The sequence below is a fragment of the Bradyrhizobium sp. Crot121 genome, assembly GCF_059512385.1.
This window is the reverse complement of record NZ_JCAMOR010000027.1, coordinates 73294-89445: the sequence shown is the minus strand read 5'-3', so window position 1 is coordinate 89445 and position 16152 is coordinate 73294. Positions and strand designations below refer to the sequence as shown.

Sequence of the window (16152 nt, the reverse complement as noted above, 5' to 3'; positions counted from 1 at the left end):
CGCGAGGGTGTGTTCTTTGGAGGTCCGGGCTGCAAATCCATTGTGCTCGTATTGAATGGCGGACTCCCGGCGCTCAGTTCGGTCACCGACACGTCCGTTCCTGGCCCTTCGCCGACTTCTCGACCGGCGGCGCCGGTGTCTGGTTCTGAGGTGGGTGCGGACAATAGGGTGCCGGAGTGCGCGGACGTCTCGAATACTCGCCTAGTCACTCAAAGGGCTAGTTCTTCCATAACGAAGGATGGGCGAATCATCTGACGGCAACGCGTCCGCGCCTGCAGACCGGAAGGAAGTCGCCTTGTGCGGACAGTTCGGTGGCTTTGCACTGGCCGCAGCAAACTACCCGCTTTACGTCAGCGTTTTGTGCAAATCCCCGCACGAATAAGCAACTTAGGCCGCGGCCGATCGCGCGGGCCGCGAAGCTCCTTTTCATTCTGGTTTCGAATGAATTCGTCCTGCAGGCGTCAAGTAACACAAGCCTTAGACGTTTTGCCTCCCGCACCGCCTGCAAGACCCTAGGTCGTCCTTCACATCTGTGTCTTGCTCCAGCTTTGCGTCCACGGGGATTAGATAATTGCCGCCGTCAATCTCGATACCATGACCCGCATAGAAAATGAGGCGATATCAGCTTCCGAGGCCCTGTCTTCGAACGCGCCTAGCGCTTGGAGAAAATCAGAGCGATCGGCGTTAGATACACGACTTACTTCAAAGGCTATTCGCAGAAATGCTTCTTCCAAGTCGGCTGCGCTCGTTTGAAGGATTAGCGAGGGAAGCCACGCGGTGGTCCCGTTGCCAACTATGAGTGCTACGCGTTGTTGGAATTCGGCCTGCGCAGAACTGGGAGCAAGTAGCAAGGTGTGCAAAAATTGCGACAGCCAGCGGTGCGATGCCGAATTGCTTCGATTTCAATAAACCCAACATGCGTGGCCCAACCCAGGTCGGGCGCCATGTGGCAGCCATGATACGTTGCCACCGAAACCGCAAGCTCTGAAACCGAACCGTAGCATTGAAACTGGTCCACTGCGCCACGGTCCAAAATGTTCTTTTAATATATTCGCGTAAAGCACGCCGGCAACTGCTCCGGTTAGTGAACTGCTCGCGCCTCGATCTGGTCGGGTCCTGTGCTTGCGCCTGGGATCTTGCTCGTCGGAACGCCATTGGTTCAACGAACGATCTGTACCTCAACGCGACGTAACAGTTGCTTTATCTGATCGTCGTCAAAGCTCTCAGCGTTTTCTAGTCTGATCGGCTCGTGATAGCCTTTGCCGATGGTCGTTATGCGGTCAGGTCCGTAGCCGCGCGTCATCAAAAAGGACCTCACTGCGTCCGCCCTTCTTCGGGAGAGCGCCAAATTGTAGGAGTCCGAGCCGTCATGGTCGGTATGACCAATGATGAGCAGCTTGGGGAGCTGCTTGGTCCGCAGATACGCGATCAACTCATCGGCGTATTTTGCTCCGAGCGCCGTCATTGTAGCGCTATCGCGAATGAACTGGTGGGGACAATCGTGGATTGAACCTCAATACCGCGAGCAGCGATTCCGAAATTGGAACCCCGTACGAATACCGGCGACAGAAAACGCGATTGCTGTGCAAGATGAAAGATTCTCAGAACGTCCTCATCTGTTGCGAGCGCACCCGCTTGCGCCTTTTGAACGTCCACCAGCGCCTCCTGGAACAGCTGGCTCGCTCCAGAAAAATCCTGCTCTGCATTCTGGCGTTTGGTCTGCAACAACAACCCCATGACCTCGAGAAGCTGCCAGGGCCGCCCGAAGCGGGTGGCGGACTCATAGATGGCTAGCCGCTGATCGAGCGGAAGGTGCGAGGCAATTTCGATATGCGCCAGGACAGCGTCTTGAGCAATCGTCCGCCGCTGTTCCGAAGAGCAGGACGCATTATCAAGAGCCTCGATCACCTTCCGTCGGAAATCCGCAAGCTTGAGGTGAGCACGCGCGCTGTAGAACTCACCCCAATTCTTGTCGCAGTCGTCGGAAGCCTCGCTCCGTGTGACCATGCATGTCAGACATAGGGCGGCAAGGACGAGGACGAGTAAGAACGCTTTTCTACAAACGCGCAGCTTGCTCATAAGGAAGCCAGTCTTACTAGGCGTCCAGCGGCAGTCACTTTTTGTCCGCTGCCACCGTAACAATGACTAATGCTGCCCCCTGGGACTCGGCAGGTGCCGCGGCGAGGTCTCGCAAGAACTCGTCGTCCGATCGATCTAGATTCGCAAAGGCCTTCCCGTTTTGCCAATCCGAGAGCAGAGTTTTGCGATGCTTCTCCGGCAGCGGCGAGGTGGAGGCGTAGATGTAGAGAACATCCTTACCTACTGGCCCGCGGACATCGATCGTCCACTTGTCCGCATCCGCGGGGATCCGACTCTTCCCAGCCTTGACGAAGGCCTCTTTGTGATATGCGTTGGGAAAAAGCCAGGTGGTAGCCTTGCTCGTCCCCTTATTCAGTATGTACAGATAAGCATCCTTGTCGACATTGACGGTGAGCTTCATCTTGTCGCCCACCTTATAAGTGGCATTCGGACGATCGGTTTGCGCAACGACCTTGATCGTCTGCCTTTGCGTCTTGGTTGCCTCGATAAAAATCTTCTGGGACGCGACTAGATCACGCTCAAGATCGCCCGGTTGGTCGTCTGCGAATGCAGAGGAAGCCAAAACAAACGAGGCGCAAAAGGCAATGGCCGAAACTGTGCTGATGTAGCTCATTAAAACCTCCAAAAGGGTACTTATTTAACCAACTCATAGGTCAATTGCGCGATCGCGCGATTGATGGGGGCAACGGGTTCGACTTTGATCCCGCGAGTCTTCACCTCGCGATCCGCAAGCGAATCAAACAACGATTTTGGATCGGCTATCACGCCCAAGTCATCGTTTAGTTTTGTTAGATCGTCGATCGGGGTCTGCGGCGGCAGGACCACAGCGATGAGCGTATTCTTGCCGAGAGGGGGTGTGGCGCGAAGACGGAAGCTGTCTGCCTGGTCGGGCAAGATCAGGGCTGCACCTGCGCGGATTTTGCCGGCTACATCGTTCTTGATGAACTTGTTGGGATAAATTTGATAAGTCTTTCCATCAGGGTCGCGGTTGAAAACCACCAAATTTCCATCGATGGAGCTGATGACACGGAGCTGGATCAAGTCGCCGAGACGCGCGCTTGGGCCAGAGAGAAGTTCGATCGAGAGCTGAGCCAGAGTGCTGGGCTTAGACGCCTGAGTGTTTCCGAGGATCTTTGCAAGAGCCTGGCTAAGGTAGGCGGGAACGGAAGACAAAGCCGTCCCACTCCCGGTGCCTTCGTCCGAAGCTTGAGCGAACTTGGCGGTTGGGACGAGTTCGCGTATCCAGCCCTCCGCATTGGCCACGGAGGCGTAGACCCCATACGATCTCGGCTGGGCGCATCCTGCACCCCAACTTACCACTCCGATCTGGATCGTTTCCGCGAGTAGTCCTCGGTAAAGCAGAGGGCCTCCACTGTCGCCCTGGCAGGCGTCAGACTGGCCGTCCTCGAAGCCCGCGCAGAGATTCGCCGCCGTTATGCGGCTTTCGCCGTAGCGGCTCTGGCATCGCGCCGTCCCAACAATGGGGACGTCAGCCTGAAGCAAGCGGTTTGAGGCCATTCCGGTCTGGCCTTGTCCTGCCTGCGCCGGACGCGCAAGAATCCTTCCAAACCCAACGATGGTGGCTAAATCGCCCTCCCTAGGAATGGTGTCGCGAGCTTGCCCGCGCAGTAGCGTCTGTAGTGGCGAAAGCGCAGCCGTTTTAAGCTTTAACAGCGCAGTATCGTTGGTGGGCGGACCGCCGCGATATCGCGGGTTGATGACAATGTCTGCGATCGATATCCGTCGACCTGTAGTGTTGAGTTCGACCGTACCCTCCTCGATCTCGAACTCGGCGATATCTCGGTTGGCGACGCAGTGAGCCGCTGTAAGAACCCAGTACTTGTCGATGACCGTTGCGCCGCAAATAGGGCGATCGCGAAAGATCAACGCCACCATGCTCGGCCAGGCTCCGGGCCGCGCGGGTTTGCCGCCAACGATTCGATAGATGGGATCGCCTCCCCGCGTCGTCGATTCCGTCTCGGGAAGAAGGTTGCGGTACGTGGTCTCGTAGTCGATGTTGTTTGCTATTCCGGTTGGACGGCCATCACCCAGCGCGGGTGCGAAGCCCATCACGAACAGCGAAGCAATAGTGAAGCAATGAAAACGTTTTAACATGATCATTCTCAAAGCGGAGACCTGCTTAATGAGCAGGTCTCCAGGGTATTGCAACTACCACGGAAAAGGCAACTCGCTTACTTGACGGTCACGACGGTGGCTTCGGCAACCGACCATTCGTTCTTCGCCAGCCGATCGGTCTTCGCCTTGAGCGCCCGGCGAAACGCGGCTTCATCGATATCCAGCGAGTACTGTTTTCGCACGGAGGTTTCACCTGCAAAGCCGTTTATCTTGGACTTTGTGGTTACGAAGATGACCCGATCCTTGCCGAACGAGTGGCTTCCGCTGGAGGGCCCGGTCACATTCCACTCGAGATCGCCCTTGGGCGCGATCGGCACGTTCTCCCGGACCACGAAAGCTCTGCCCGAAGCCGAGAGCAGGTACAGGTGCCCAAAGCCATTCCGGTCGGCCTTGCCATGGATTCGGATTTGGTTGTCCACGGTAAGCGCGGAGGACTGGACGGTGACCTTCGGATGGGCGACAACGGCAGAGGTACCTAGGTACGCCGCGCCGATCGCGAAGAGGGCGAGGCTGGCGGCGGTGGCGAGGTTCTTCGCGGTGATGTTCATGGCTCTCTCCTGTATGTTTGATGTCGTCGATTGACGATGAGTGGATTATGCTCGGGTTTTTCGCGGTAAAAAGAGACGAGGAATTTGGAGAGCTCCAGTGCAATTTGTAGGCTCCAAATGATTTGGAGGGGGCGATGCCGGTGGTTTCAAAAGCGGGCACCGGAAAGCTGTTAGACTGGACTGCCGAGCGAGAGATCACCGCTGATCTCGAGTTGATCGGGGAGCTTCGCCGCGCGCGCCAAGAATTTCAGCAGGAGCTTTGCGCAGCGAGCGAAAGTCGCGATGAAGAGGTGCTCGAGCTCCTCAGAAGTGATGCGATGTATGAGTTCAGTGAATTCTTCTATTTATTGAAGGCCCGCAAGATTGAAACCAGCGATGACATTAGAAATCTTGCCGAAGCTCACAATGCATATCTGACCGAACTTACTCGTGATGATTCGAAGATGCGGCGAATTGGATTGAAGCGCGACAGGTTGCTTCTCGCCATCTTTACATCCGACACTCTGCCGAGACTGATCCAGAACTGGAAGGATCAGGCCGGAGCAATCGATCAATCGAACCTTGGCCGCTTGCTGGTTACTATTATGTCAGTAGAGACCACTAGAAAGCTGGTTGTGGGTGCGGCCAAGGCTGGCTTTCTACATCGCGAGAAAACCCCGTATGGCACCTTTATAGTTAGATCAAACGGGAAAATGGAAGACGTGTACGGGCGCGTTGTCCGGGATTTGCGCATCAATCTAGTGAGGCTGAAACACCCATGACCAAATCGGCAGCTCTCATATTCCTTGTTGCCCTGCAGGTTGCGCTTCCGTGCAATGCAAGGTCGGCGTCCGATCAATCGTTCTCCAAGGCCGAACTGAGCATCATTGACCGTAATCAAACCCTTCAAACATTGATGAAATCGCACCCACAAGCGGTCCGGCAAGCGCTTGATCTGATGCAGCAGAACCGGGTTGGCTCGCGTTCGACAGGATCTGAGGAGAGTCTGCAGTCGCGAGATGAATCGGTTGTCGATCCCGATTTGGACGAGCTCGAACGTTCAAACCCGGAAGCGGCTCGTGACCTGTTTCTGCTGATCAAGCGAGTAGCAGCGGAGAAAAGCAGAAAGTAGCCAGGACATTTCCATGCCGATCGTTTTTCGTTTTGCCCTTTTCGTATTGTTGGTCGTCTTTCAATTTCCTGAACTTGCGAAAGCCGAGGCTGGCGTTCCGAAGCGGGTAGCGCTGATCGTCGGAAACGGCAGCTACAGATACGTGGCATCACTCTCTAATCCGCCGAATGATGCTTCTGATATCGGAGAGGCGTTCAGGCGCGTTGGTTTCAAGGTGTCGATCGCGATGAATGCGGACCGGTTAGCGTTCCTGCGGGCGCTACGGGCGTTCGAGGATGAGGCTCTCGAAGCAGACATTGCCATCGTATTCTATGCGGGGCACGGCATTGAGATCGATGGCAGCAACTTCCTGGTTCCGATCGACGCAAAGCTCGATCGCGACACCCACGTGGAAGACGAAGCTGTTCCGCTCGCGAGAGTTCTTCAGGCTGTTGCTGGTGCCAAGAGGTTAAGGCTTGTATTTCTGGACGCGTGCCGAGCAAACAACTTTGAAAACACCATGAAGCGAACCGTTGCATCGCGTGCGATCGGGCGGGGACTAAACAACCTGCAGCCCGTGGGCTCGACCGTCGTCGCTTATTCCGCCAAACAGGGAACGCTTGCCGAAGATGGGGCAGGGCGAAATAGCCCATTTGCCAGTTCGTTGCTTGCCCACATCGAACAGCAAAATCTCGAGATCAACTTCTTACTGCGAACAATTCGCGACGATGTTTTGAAAGCAACCAATCATCGTCAGGAGCCTTACACCTATGGATCGCTCGGCGCCGAGCGCATCTATCTGAATGGCCAGGCTGAACCAGCCAATACCGCGGATGAGGCGGCCTGGAATTTTCTCGATAAATCTAGCGTCAAAGATCTACTTAAATTCATTCGTCAGTTTCCCACCAGCCAATATCGATCCGAGGCCGAAGCTATAATCAAAACACTCGATGGGGAGCGGTGTCAGGATGGCAGCCTGCGTGCCGGCACGGGCGGGTGCAAGCCGTCCTCATCCTCGAGATTGCCGGTTGCCCCGGGGAGCGTCGCAATCCCGGACAAGTGCTTTGAGCTGAAAGGCAAACGTTACTGCTGATGTTGAGGGGGCGCACAGTGATTAAGGTTTGCAGACCCAAGGCGCTTCGAGCTTTCTTGATGATCGCGGCGGCAACATTATGTTGTCAGGAAGCTGGTGCCGCAAACCGCGAAGAGGCTATAGCAAATTGTCGAATGAGCCTGGGGCGGCCGATAGTTCAAGCTTGCATGCAGAGGCTTGGGGGAGGTCCAGAAAATCTGGAAAGGTGTCGCTCAACTGCCTCGCCTGTGGTGCGAAGATGCGTCATGAAGGCAATGGGTGCAGATTCTGACGCAGAACGTTCGCCTCCATCGAATCGAGCAGTGCCCAATCCAGCTTCGAAGTCGCCTAAGCCTAGTTCAGAAAGAGTTGCCCGCGGCCCAATTTCCGACATTGCTCCTCTGCCTCCGGACGAAAGTCGCATCCCCATCGAATTTCGAGAGCTGGAAGCATCGGTTGTCTCGACGAAAACTTCATATGAGAACGCAGTCAGACTGAAGAATGGATCAGTGTTCGTTGCGCATGTCACCGAGGCCTTGAAGATCAAGGTTCTCTCCAACGACTCGATTGAGGTCGAGCGTGAGCAGAAGCGTTTCGATAAGAACGACAATCCGATTGGCTCACCGAGCGCGGGTAGTCTTACCTTCGAATTGGCTGAGGAGAAAAAGAACGCTCGTGGCGGTGAGGTTGTCTGGAAATTTGAAGGCAGTACGTTATTCTACCAAGTGAGCCTGGTTCAAGGCGCCTTTCGCACGGTCATTCCGATCTACAGGCAGGGCGACGCGCTGAAGTGCCTCGTCATGTCTGGTTTTGCGCGCGAGAACGGCACGAGCCCGGTTAGAACGATCGGTGCCGATGGCTCGGTCGTCGAAATCTTGAGTTCGAAGAAACTCAATTCTAGCTGCGACGTCTCTCAGCGCTAGGCACTCCGTCTCGACAGTAAAGCTATCGCATAAGCTCTGTCTTGACCCTCTCGGGTGAGCGTGACTCCAATGCGTTTGGAGGCGCGCAAATCGATGGGGGCTTTGCGCCATCGTCAACTCCCCAAAAACGCAGTTGGATCGGACCATTGAATGGTTCGGCGGACGCCTTTCCCGCCCGCCCATCGTCTTTTTGGGGAGTAAACAATGTTCAATCGGTATAGAGTAATCCTTATTCGCTTCTATCTCGTGGTCACCCACGTCGGATTTGCGCTGGCGACATCATCTGCTCCCATGACCGGAATCGCCGCGCTGGCGCTTCTCACAGTGGCTAGGTTGCTTTCGCGACACTCAAGGATCAAAACCCTTGTTAGCTCCGCGCGGTGCGAACGCGGTGATCTCAACAAACTTGCAGCAAGCGCGAAGGTCGCGGATACAGCAGCCACCTTTTGATCCCGGAGGAATAGAATCGATCCGAGTGAATCCGGATCGTCGCCGGCGGGCCTCTAAGTAAGATCCGAATTGTCGAAGTTCCAATAGCGAAGGAAAGCCTTGTGGTCATTCACTGGCCCAGTTTTTCCATAACAACGCATATCCGAATGACGTCCGATGTTGGGGAGAAACCAGACGTGCTGCCGGTTCGAACCGTCGTCCGTTATTGACCCATTGCGGACCTTCGCGAATGTTTGCTCTTCCGCCGCTTCCGAGGGTACACCGGACATCAACCGTCGTAACCCCCGCCGCCGGAATTTATGAGTACACGGCTTCGTCAATCGTTCAGTGGCTCCTCCGTTACGAATGACTATGCTCCGGAATTCTGTTTACTTCATCGCGCCATCGCTGTTGGAGATGTCGGCGGCTACTTTCCACTCGCCGCCGACCTTCGTCCAAACGGTAACGTATTTGCCGACGTCTTTCACCATTCCTTTATTGTCGTCGAAGCTCAGCTCATAAGTACCGACGTCATAAGCCATGTCGCCATCGTTCGAGACAATGAGCTGAGTGGAGGCGAAGGTCAGGTTGACATTCCTCATGCTGAGCAGTCTCTGCCAGGCGGCGGTGATGGCCACAGTGCCCCGCGCGAGTGGCGCATTGGCGTTGAGCATCGCACCGTCGGACGCATAGAATCCCGCGCAGGCGACCGCGTCTTTAGCCCGCACCGCCGCATCCCATTTCTGGCCCAACTCGCGAATCTTTTGCTCGTCAGCGGACAGGTCAGCACGCACCGGGAGCGCCGCTGCCTTGTCGGCGCAGACCGCGATGCCGATCAGGAGCAGCAGCGTCAAAATCGACAGCGTTCTCCAGGATAGCATCTTCACCTCCATCATCAATATGGGGGGCGGGACGACTGAAGCCTGACCGCTTCGTCGCTCCGGCATTCATCGAGATATCCACCACCCGACAAGAATGAGCTTGCAACGCCGGCGAGGGAAATCACCTCTCGCCATAGAGTCGATAGACGATCGTTATTGCCGCCGCGTGATACCGTAGCGACGAATGCCACCAGCCGCCTCTACAGAGACTTCTAAACCCGTTGCCGCCGTTGGACCAATCGAGGTTGCGCGTCCCGACGCGCCGCCGTCCTTGACCATGACCCCGGCATTACGGTGGATTTGTCGTGCGCCACGTCGCCGACGGGACGCCGGACCGAGGTAAGAGAGGGAAAGACATCGCCATTTGCAGATGGGGGCAGGATGCCTGCAATAGAAATTTCGGAAATCCGGAGTTGCGTTCAGGTGTGGTGGTGGCAGGAAGCCAAGTCTGCCGACCCGCCATTCGATCCGAGCTGAACCCGAACGCGCTAGGTCGCCTCTTGGCCCATTGCGACAGATTTGATCTGTCGCGATGTGGTCCGCTCTCAGAGGCAAACCGGACTCGATTCGCTCGCCGCAAGTATTACGGCTTTTGACCCGTATCGGGCCTTCGCGTCGGCCCGCGCTCTGCGCGGATGGTAATCAGAGACGGCGCACGCGGATCACAACCGATTGCCCGGGCGCACAGGCAACGTGAAGGCAAAAACGGCCCCTTTGGGCTCGGCCCCGGTTGCCCACAATCGTCCCTCGTGCGCCTCAATGATTGAGCGGCAGATCGAGAGACCCATTCCCAAACCGCTCGACTTGGTCGTGTAGAAGGGATTTAAAGAGGCGATCGATGCTCTCGGGCGCCATGCCGGGGCCCGAATCCTGCACCGCGATTCGTATTTCTTTCTGGTCGACTCTGTCCGTGTTGATTAGCAGCTGTCGCGTCCCTTCGTCTGAGCCGCTCATCGCTTCGATCGCATTGATAATCAGGTTGAGGACGACTTGCTGCAGTTGGACTCGATCCCCTTGAACAGGCGGCAGCCCCTCGGTGAGCTGCGTCTGAACGGAAACACGGTTCTTGGCCGCTTCGTGTCGGGTCAGTGCAACGACCTCGAGGATCGTTTCGTTAATAGCCAATGCGTCCCTTCGCGGAGGGGCCTTCTTGACCAGCGCGCGTGTCCGGTCGATGACGTCGCTGGTCCCGACGCCCGCCTGTACGATAGCATCGAACGCGTGCCGGGCCTCGTCCAGATTTGGCGGTTGGGCACGGAGCCAATTCAAGCCGGCGTTGGCGCAAGCGACGACCGCTGCGAGCGGCTGCTTGATTTCGTGGGCAATCGATGCCGTCAGGTGGCTCATCGTTGCGACGCGGTTCGCGTGCGCGAGTTCCATTTGTGCCTGAGTGTATGCCCGTTCGGCTCTCTTCTGAGCGGTCAGGTCGAGCACGAAGGCAACACCTTCCTCTGACGCTTCTTCGAACATCGCCATTCCGACCAGTACCGGCACGCGGCCACCGTTCCTTTGGACGTATTCTGTCTCGTAGGGATGGACCACTCGGGTCGCCTTTAGCTCGGCCAAGCGTTGCTCGTCGACACTGCGCGTTTCGGCGGGAGTCAATTCCGTCCAACCCAGGCGCTTGGAGACGAGATCGTCGCGGCTGTATCCAGTAATGCGGAGAAAGGCTTCATTCGCGTCAACGAGCCGACCGTTAGGACCCCAGATGAAGATACCGACGATGTTGGCGTCGATCAGGCGACGCACTCTCGCCTCCAGTCTTTGAAGTTCGACGAGAAGTTCGATGAAGCCGATAGACATGGAAATCATCGCGAACAGAATGACCAGCCAGTTGAGGTCGCGATGAAGAGCCTCCATGGCCTTCCTTGCTTCATCCATCCCAGTGACCATCGGAAGAACGTACATGGTCGCTAGGTCGGCCGCATAAAATAAAGCAACAGCCAGCAGTCCCAAGTTGATGAGCAGCAGGCTGATTCGCGGCCGTTCGAAGCGCTTTCCATGACTGATCAGTCGGCAACGCCATATGCCATAGACGGTAACTGCTATGATCAGGAGATCGATAGCCGTCATCAGAGGCACGGAATCCGAGATCATGGCTTCGTCCGGAACTCGCGGCCGAATGAACTTAGCCGATCGTGTCGCACGCGCAGAACGTTAATCTAGTCTCAATTATTCGGAACAGCTAGCGGGTGCTCGCACTCTGTGACCGACGAAATGTCCGGTCATGGCCCATCGCGTCATTTCGCTGCAAAGCAGCGCGTTCGTCACTTTCAGATCAAAGCAGACATCAGATGCCAGACTGGACCGGCTGGCTTTGTCGAGAATGACCCAAAGCGGACATCTCCACATCCGCGAACTGTTTGGCCAATTAAGCAAGTGCTTCCCCACAGGTCCGTCTGCGTATTTCCGGCACTGCGCCGGCACAGGAGCACCGCTTCTGAGCCAACATGGACGCTAGCCAAGGACGCCGTTCAACGTGATCTTCGAAGTGCGTTCTTGATCAGAGCAACGGCGCACATCAGTCCGGATGCCGCCGGAAACGCGGCTTCGAAAGCCCTGCATTCACACCGTGATGCATCGGCTAATTGTGCGGAAACTTGGTCATGCCCCCCATCTCTGATGCAAAAGGCTAAGGGCGCCCACGCTCGTCAAGCGAGTCAATTTGTGGGATGGCCATTTGCGCTCCCGTGTCTTCACCTTGATCGTATCGATGTGCAGATCGGGGATTCGTACATCGAGAAATCTACAATCCAGCAGAATTCGAACACATCCTTTGTCAGCAGGCCGAGCTTTTGCCCCAGTCGCGTGCGCACAACGCCAGCGAGCTTGGCGGCCTTTTTCTCGATGTCGCAGGCGAAGAAGAAGCGCCAGCAATTCTCGCTCGAAGCAATCATGCCGTCAACGAGCTTGCCTTTGATCTTGATACGCCACCAGAGAACTTGATGACGGATAGGGGACAATGCGAAGGCGAGTTGACTACAAGGAGGAATGGCTCAGATCGTCGGAGACATGCGCGAAGCCGGCGCTGCGAAACGTACCTACTGGATGGTCGCCGACATCAGAACACGGCGTGGCCGTCGTCGTGCGCCTACGGCGCACGATTAGCAGTACTGAGGTGCACTAACCTTCATTGATCGATTGATGAGTATGATTTGGGGGCGCCCTATGCAGATTTATTGCTTCGTTCGAGTCGGGCGATGCGGGCTGGACGCAACCGCAAGGCAGCATTCTCGTCGGCGGCCTTGCGGCAGTCCGCTCGAAATGGCGTGCGCTATTTTCCCGCCGGGATTCGTCAGATATCGTTTGCGAGCGATTCAGATCCGAATTCCTACGGCGCACCGCACGATCGTCGCGTGCGCGATCTCCGCGAAAAGAAGAGCGATCGCGAGGGCAACAGCTCCGATGAGACTGAGGAGGTGCCGGTCGACAAACAGAAGTATGATGCCGCCGAACAATCCCGAGCAGGCCATGCCGCCATACGTCGCCGTGTTGTTCAAGGCCAGCAGCAGAGGAGCAACTTGCGGCGCAGTCTTCACGGAGCCGATGTTGCTGAGGCACCATCAGGCCCCAGCCGCAAAGGCCCCACTGTTGGCGAATTCATGAAGCTCTTCGGGTACGGCAACCTGGCACCGGAAGCAAGCCTTCCGGTCTCGATTGCCTCCCGGATCGCCCGATAAATCTGATCGATGAGCGGTATTTTCTTGGCGCGGTCGATTGCGACGGAAAGAGAAGCCATTGGTCCATGGTGCAGCCAGAATCGCTGATCTCGGTACTGTTTTCTGCCCAAGACCAGAACATATTTCGCTGCAACAACCGCACGAGCGGCAGGCTTCAGTTCCAACTCCGTAAATCAAGAGCTTGGAAGGCGATCATTGATTCATAGGTGAGATCGCTGGATCACCCGACTTGAGAGATGTCAGATGACGCAACAAATGCGTATCGCAATGAACGGATGTGCCCACTGCACGGACGCGCCGTCGCGCGTGCACGCGACGCAAGCCCATGCAGACACCAGTTCATGTCCATCTTTCAGTGAAGGAGAAAGCCATTGACCAGCAACTCAAAAATCTCGTGGCCAGGGACGACAAGATGATCCCGCAGTCAGCGCAATGGCAGATGTCGAAGCGCGCGGGCTCGACGGCCGGCGAGGTCCCGGGAAGTCACGCGATTTACGTCTCCAATCCCCGCACCGTGGCGGTGCTGATTGAGCAGGCGGCGGACGCCAGCTCATGATAGTCTGCGGCGGCCCGGGGCGTTATTGGTGCGTGTTCTCAGTCGGCGAACGCGCTTTCGCCAAACGATATCGGTGGGTGGGCGAGGGGGTGCTAATCATCTCAACAGTCCGGAGAGGCTTCCGGAGCAACGGTGTCGAAGGGGCAGGCTCCCCATAATAAGCGCAGTAGCGCACGGAAAAGATCCGATGCAGTCGAACGTTCATCGCCTCAGCGAGGCGGACTTGGACTATGAAAGCTGGCGCAGCGCCGCACACGCTGTTGCCTGCTGCCGCCATACACCGCGGATTGCCCAATCCAAGTCTTTTGTCGGCCAAGCCAATCCCGGGAGCCTCTATGGGCTTCGGACGGTGGATATTGGCTTAAACGTGGATCGCGTCGATCGGACGCCGCGCGACATCCGCCTCGACGACGCCGATTATTATTATGCGGTCATTCAGACCGACGGCGAATCGAGCGTCACTCAAAATGATCGGACTGTCGATCTTACCCCGGGCACGGTGGCGTTGATCGATGTGGCGCGGCCCCTGACATACGCCATTGAGAATGCCAGTGGACGGTGGCGGACTTTGCACTTGCCGCGCCAGGCTGTGGTCACTCATCTTGGTTTCGAGCCGCGGGGTGGCGTGAGTGGGCGCAAGGACACTCACGCGGGACGTATCCTGGTCGATCTCCTGACTTGCAACGAGGATGAGGAGTCAATGCCCGAAAGGGCCAAAGCCTCTATGCAGCTGGTGATCTATGATCTGCTCAGCGTACTGTTTGCTCCATCCGATCTGCCGTCCATATCAGCTCACACGGATCGATTGTTCGGCCGGGTTTGCGACATCATCCAGCAGCGGTTCTCCGACCCCGGCTTCGGTCTCTGGGATATAGCCGCAGAATTGAAGATCTCGCCGCGCTATCTTCAGAAGCTGTTCGCGGCACGCGGCCTGGCCTGCAATCGCTTCGTCCAATCAGTTCGATTGGATCACGCCGCGCACCTTCTCCATCGCCGGACGACGCTGAACACACGACAGCCTCTCAGCGAAATCGCGTACGCTTGTGGCTTCAATGATTATCGGTATTTCTCTCGCCGATTCCGCCAACGCTTTGGCCATTCGCCGAGCCTTGATGGAACTGATCGCTATATCGCGGACGCCGCTGAACGCGACGCGCATGCTTCCGAAGATTGAGCAGCCATCCTAGCGGGCCATGACCGTTCTTCGAAAAAGTTCGGTTGGGAGGCAGGTACCTAGCGCAGGCGCGTTTGATCCGGCTGCCGTTCGTTTGGTCTCATCACAACAAGAAGACCTATGCTGTTGCCGCCTTATCCGAGGCGCGATCGTATAGGAGTCGTCATGCCAGAGCATTTTCAGCTGGATCACTATCTTGCGCGCATTGGCTTTGCGGGATCGATTAAACCAGATTGGGCGACCCTCTCGGCCATTCATGCCGCTCACGTAAACGCAATCCCTTTCGAAGGCCTCAACCCGCTACTGAGACGCCCGGTCAGATTGGATCTGGCTTCGTTGCAGCAGAAGCTTGTTTACTCTCGCCTTATCGCAAAAGCGGAATGGATTCATGTCGATTATCGTCACCACGCGATAGGCCGAGAGATTACTGAATCGAGTAGCGTGTTCAGCGCACCCAACCGATAGGATAGCCGCACCTCGGGCTACGCGGCGCTTCGGGCCAATAGGCAACACTCTAACGAGCAGGCGTCCAACTGAGGCGGTCGTAGCCGTCGCTCTCCTCCTGCAAGAGGCGATCCAGATCATCCTCGAAGATGGCCTGTGTTGCCTCGAACAGAGCTAACAGCTTGCGGGCTTCTGCTGTGTTTACACGTCTCTTGCGGACCAGCAGTTGCTGCCTTTCGACGATCTGGCGACCTCTGGCAACATGGCGACGAGCAAGGATGAGACGGTCGGAAATTTGAGACATTGGCGGCTTCCCGTTGCAGGCGGGAGCGCGATCGGTCTCTCAGTCATCGGCGCCTACGGCAACGCCTTAGCCGATTATGATCAAAGCATACTCCGTTTGGCGAACTCGGAAATTGTCCAATTCAACCCAGGTCAGTTAAATACGATGGCATGGACGGCCTGAATGAAGCCGCTTGCGGAGCTTCTTGATGATCTCCGCAGATCGTTCGCGTAATCTTCGATGACTCGCCGCGCCTCCTACAATAAGCGATGACTTGGGCTTCGGCGTCTCGTGACCTGGACATGGCTCGTCAGGCAGGTTCATGGTCCGATGGTTCACGCGCCTCAAAGTAGAGCATTGACCTAAATCAGAGAAGGCGTTTGAACCTTAGCAAGGGATGGAAAAGCGCCAGCGGCCCCGGGCGGCCATGGCCCAAAACGCTCAGGGACAACCAACCAGCTCGCAAAGGCAATTGCCCACATAGCCAGTTGCGAGTCCTGCATCAAAGACGGCCGAACGTCCGTTGAAGGTACGAAGCAAACGTGAACCGAAACAGAGGCCATATGCGCTAGGGGCCACTAGCCCACATCGCAAACGCGCGTTCTGGCGTTGGTGACGGATCATCATTCGACCTCATACCGGTATCCCTGGCCACGATTTATCGTGCGTGCCCGTGATGATCATCGAGCAGCTTCGCTCGGGGTTCCTAGGGTAGGTGTGAGGCTCTGCGCGCCGGTAACGCGTTAGCGGATGTGCGCTTACATCCAACTGAAAGGGCATCTGTGTCTCACGACATCAGCAAGCCGGATCATTAGTACTGTGCTCAGAGTAAAGCA

General features: G+C 56.6%; 17 protein-coding genes. 8 read left to right on the top strand and 9 right to left on the bottom strand.

Annotation, left to right across the window (positions count from 1 at the left end; genetic code table 11):
* Positions 1–1159: 1159 nt before the first annotated feature.
* The 5 genes from AC5ZGW_RS23275 to AC5ZGW_RS23255 form a co-directional block, all read right to left on the bottom strand.
* The gene (locus tag AC5ZGW_RS23275; protein WP_130226103.1) at positions 1160–1465 is read right to left on the bottom strand and encodes an OmpA family protein; all 306 of its coding nucleotides are present in this window, start codon (positions 1463–1465) and stop codon (positions 1160–1162) included.
* Positions 1462–2079 carry a hypothetical protein gene (locus AC5ZGW_RS23270; protein WP_130226104.1) on the bottom strand — a complete coding sequence of 206 codons (618 nt, stop codon included), beginning with the start codon at positions 2077–2079 and terminating at the stop codon, positions 1462–1464. Before AC5ZGW_RS23270 ends, AC5ZGW_RS23275 begins: the two co-directional genes overlap by 4 nt.
* A 34-nt stretch (positions 2080–2113) precedes the next feature.
* A complete protein-coding gene (locus AC5ZGW_RS23265; RefSeq protein WP_130226105.1) occupies positions 2114–2713 on the bottom strand; it encodes a DUF4384 domain-containing protein in 600 nt (199 codons plus the stop codon).
* 20 nt (positions 2714–2733) lie between these two features.
* The gene (locus AC5ZGW_RS23260) at positions 2734–4215 is read right to left on the bottom strand and encodes a trypsin-like serine protease (RefSeq protein ID WP_165435229.1); all 1482 of its coding nucleotides are present in this window, start codon (positions 4213–4215) and stop codon (positions 2734–2736) included.
* Between the two features lie 77 nt (positions 4216–4292).
* Positions 4293–4784, bottom strand: a complete 492-nt coding sequence (locus tag AC5ZGW_RS23255) for a hypothetical protein (protein WP_130226107.1) — start codon at positions 4782–4784, stop codon at positions 4293–4295.
* 134 nt (positions 4785–4918) lie between these two features.
* On the opposite strand from AC5ZGW_RS23255, the gene AC5ZGW_RS23250 reads away from it, so the two are divergent.
* The 4 genes from AC5ZGW_RS23250 to AC5ZGW_RS23235 all read left to right on the top strand — a co-directional run bounded on the left by AC5ZGW_RS23250 (position 4919) and on the right by AC5ZGW_RS23235 (position 7869).
* Entirely contained in the window at positions 4919–5545 is a 627-nt protein-coding gene (locus tag AC5ZGW_RS23250) for a hypothetical protein (protein ID WP_130226108.1), read from the top strand.
* Positions 5542–5895 carry a hypothetical protein gene (locus tag AC5ZGW_RS23245; RefSeq protein ID WP_130226109.1) on the top strand — a complete coding sequence of 118 codons (354 nt, stop codon included), beginning with the start codon at positions 5542–5544 and terminating at the stop codon, positions 5893–5895. The genes AC5ZGW_RS23250 and AC5ZGW_RS23245 overlap by 4 nt, the downstream gene beginning before the upstream one ends.
* Before the next feature lie 13 nt (positions 5896–5908).
* Positions 5909–6967, top strand: a complete 1059-nt coding sequence (locus tag AC5ZGW_RS23240; RefSeq protein ID WP_130226110.1) for a caspase family protein — start codon at positions 5909–5911, stop codon at positions 6965–6967.
* A 245-nt stretch (positions 6968–7212) separates the two neighbouring features.
* On the top strand, positions 7213–7869 hold the full coding sequence (locus AC5ZGW_RS23235; protein ID WP_496113964.1) for a hypothetical protein: 657 nt from the start codon (positions 7213–7215) through the stop codon (positions 7867–7869).
* Between the two features lie 818 nt (positions 7870–8687).
* Here AC5ZGW_RS23235 and AC5ZGW_RS23230 read toward each other — a convergent pair.
* The 3 genes from AC5ZGW_RS23230 to AC5ZGW_RS23220 all read right to left on the bottom strand — a co-directional run bounded on the left by AC5ZGW_RS23230 (position 8688) and on the right by AC5ZGW_RS23220 (position 11276).
* Positions 8688–9179: a YybH family protein gene (locus AC5ZGW_RS23230; protein WP_245474733.1), complete on the bottom strand. Its 492-nt coding sequence runs from the start codon at positions 9177–9179 to the stop codon at positions 8688–8690.
* A gap of 662 nt (positions 9180–9841) precedes the next feature.
* Positions 9842–9967 carry an ATP-binding protein gene (locus tag AC5ZGW_RS23225; RefSeq protein ID WP_130226112.1) on the bottom strand — a complete coding sequence of 42 codons (126 nt, stop codon included), beginning with the start codon at positions 9965–9967 and terminating at the stop codon, positions 9842–9844.
* Positions 9936–11276 (bottom strand): sensor histidine kinase, encoded by a 1341-nt coding sequence (locus AC5ZGW_RS23220; RefSeq protein WP_130226113.1) that lies wholly within the window; start codon positions 11274–11276, stop codon positions 9936–9938. Before AC5ZGW_RS23220 ends, AC5ZGW_RS23225 begins: the two co-directional genes overlap by 32 nt.
* A gap of 1058 nt (positions 11277–12334) precedes the next feature.
* On the opposite strand from AC5ZGW_RS23220, the gene AC5ZGW_RS23215 reads away from it, so the two are divergent.
* The 4 genes from AC5ZGW_RS23215 to AC5ZGW_RS23200 all read left to right on the top strand — a co-directional run bounded on the left by AC5ZGW_RS23215 (position 12335) and on the right by AC5ZGW_RS23200 (position 15054).
* Positions 12335–12859 (top strand): hypothetical protein, encoded by a 525-nt coding sequence (locus AC5ZGW_RS23215; protein WP_165435231.1) that lies wholly within the window; start codon positions 12335–12337, stop codon positions 12857–12859.
* Between the two features lie 355 nt (positions 12860–13214).
* Complete coding sequence (locus AC5ZGW_RS23210; protein WP_349645078.1) at positions 13215–13415, top strand: hypothetical protein; 201 nt, start codon at positions 13215–13217, stop codon at positions 13413–13415.
* Positions 13416–13602: 187 nt separating this feature from the next.
* Complete coding sequence (locus tag AC5ZGW_RS23205) at positions 13603–14589, top strand: helix-turn-helix domain-containing protein (RefSeq protein WP_130226115.1); 987 nt, start codon at positions 13603–13605, stop codon at positions 14587–14589.
* A gap of 165 nt (positions 14590–14754) precedes the next feature.
* Positions 14755–15054, top strand: a complete 300-nt coding sequence (locus tag AC5ZGW_RS23200) for an arylamine N-acetyltransferase (protein ID WP_130226116.1) — start codon at positions 14755–14757, stop codon at positions 15052–15054.
* Between the two features lie 49 nt (positions 15055–15103).
* Here AC5ZGW_RS23200 and AC5ZGW_RS23195 read toward each other — a convergent pair whose 3' ends face one another.
* A complete protein-coding gene (locus AC5ZGW_RS23195) occupies positions 15104–15337 on the bottom strand; it encodes a hypothetical protein (protein WP_130226117.1) in 234 nt (77 codons plus the stop codon).
* Between the last annotated feature and the right edge of the window lie 815 nt (positions 15338–16152).

What these genes read in the sequence shown, in the direction of transcription:
- AC5ZGW_RS23270 (WP_130226104.1), bottom strand. Translation starts at nt 2,079, where the DNA reads ATGAGCAAGCTGCGCGTTTGTAGAAAAGCGTTCTTACTCGTCCTCGTC.
- AC5ZGW_RS23230 (WP_245474733.1), bottom strand. Translation starts at nt 9,179, where the DNA reads ATGCTATCCTGGAGAACGCTGTCGATTTTGACGCTGCTGCTCCTGATC.
- AC5ZGW_RS23240 (WP_130226110.1), top strand. Translation starts at nt 5,909, where the DNA reads ATGCCGATCGTTTTTCGTTTTGCCCTTTTCGTATTGTTGGTCGTCTTT.
- AC5ZGW_RS23195 (WP_130226117.1), bottom strand. Translation starts at nt 15,337, where the DNA reads ATGTCTCAAATTTCCGACCGTCTCATCCTTGCTCGTCGCCATGTTGCC.
- AC5ZGW_RS23200 (WP_130226116.1), top strand. Translation starts at nt 14,755, where the DNA reads ATGCCAGAGCATTTTCAGCTGGATCACTATCTTGCGCGCATTGGCTTT.
- AC5ZGW_RS23275 (WP_130226103.1), bottom strand. Translation starts at nt 1,465, where the DNA reads ATGACGGCGCTCGGAGCAAAATACGCCGATGAGTTGATCGCGTATCTG.
- AC5ZGW_RS23205 (WP_130226115.1), top strand. Translation starts at nt 13,603, where the DNA reads ATGCAGTCGAACGTTCATCGCCTCAGCGAGGCGGACTTGGACTATGAA.
- AC5ZGW_RS23260 (WP_165435229.1), bottom strand. Translation starts at nt 4,215, where the DNA reads ATGTTAAAACGTTTTCATTGCTTCACTATTGCTTCGCTGTTCGTGATG.
- AC5ZGW_RS23265 (WP_130226105.1), bottom strand. Translation starts at nt 2,713, where the DNA reads ATGAGCTACATCAGCACAGTTTCGGCCATTGCCTTTTGCGCCTCGTTT.
- AC5ZGW_RS23245 (WP_130226109.1), top strand. Translation starts at nt 5,542, where the DNA reads ATGACCAAATCGGCAGCTCTCATATTCCTTGTTGCCCTGCAGGTTGCG.
- AC5ZGW_RS23235 (WP_496113964.1), top strand. Translation starts at nt 7,213, where the DNA reads ATGAAGGCAATGGGTGCAGATTCTGACGCAGAACGTTCGCCTCCATCG.
- AC5ZGW_RS23250 (WP_130226108.1), top strand. Translation starts at nt 4,919, where the DNA reads ATGCCGGTGGTTTCAAAAGCGGGCACCGGAAAGCTGTTAGACTGGACT.
- AC5ZGW_RS23220 (WP_130226113.1), bottom strand. Translation starts at nt 11,276, where the DNA reads ATGATCTCGGATTCCGTGCCTCTGATGACGGCTATCGATCTCCTGATC.
- AC5ZGW_RS23255 (WP_130226107.1), bottom strand. Translation starts at nt 4,784, where the DNA reads ATGAACATCACCGCGAAGAACCTCGCCACCGCCGCCAGCCTCGCCCTC.
- AC5ZGW_RS23225 (WP_130226112.1), bottom strand. Translation starts at nt 9,967, where the DNA reads ATGGGTCTCTCGATCTGCCGCTCAATCATTGAGGCGCACGAGGGACGA.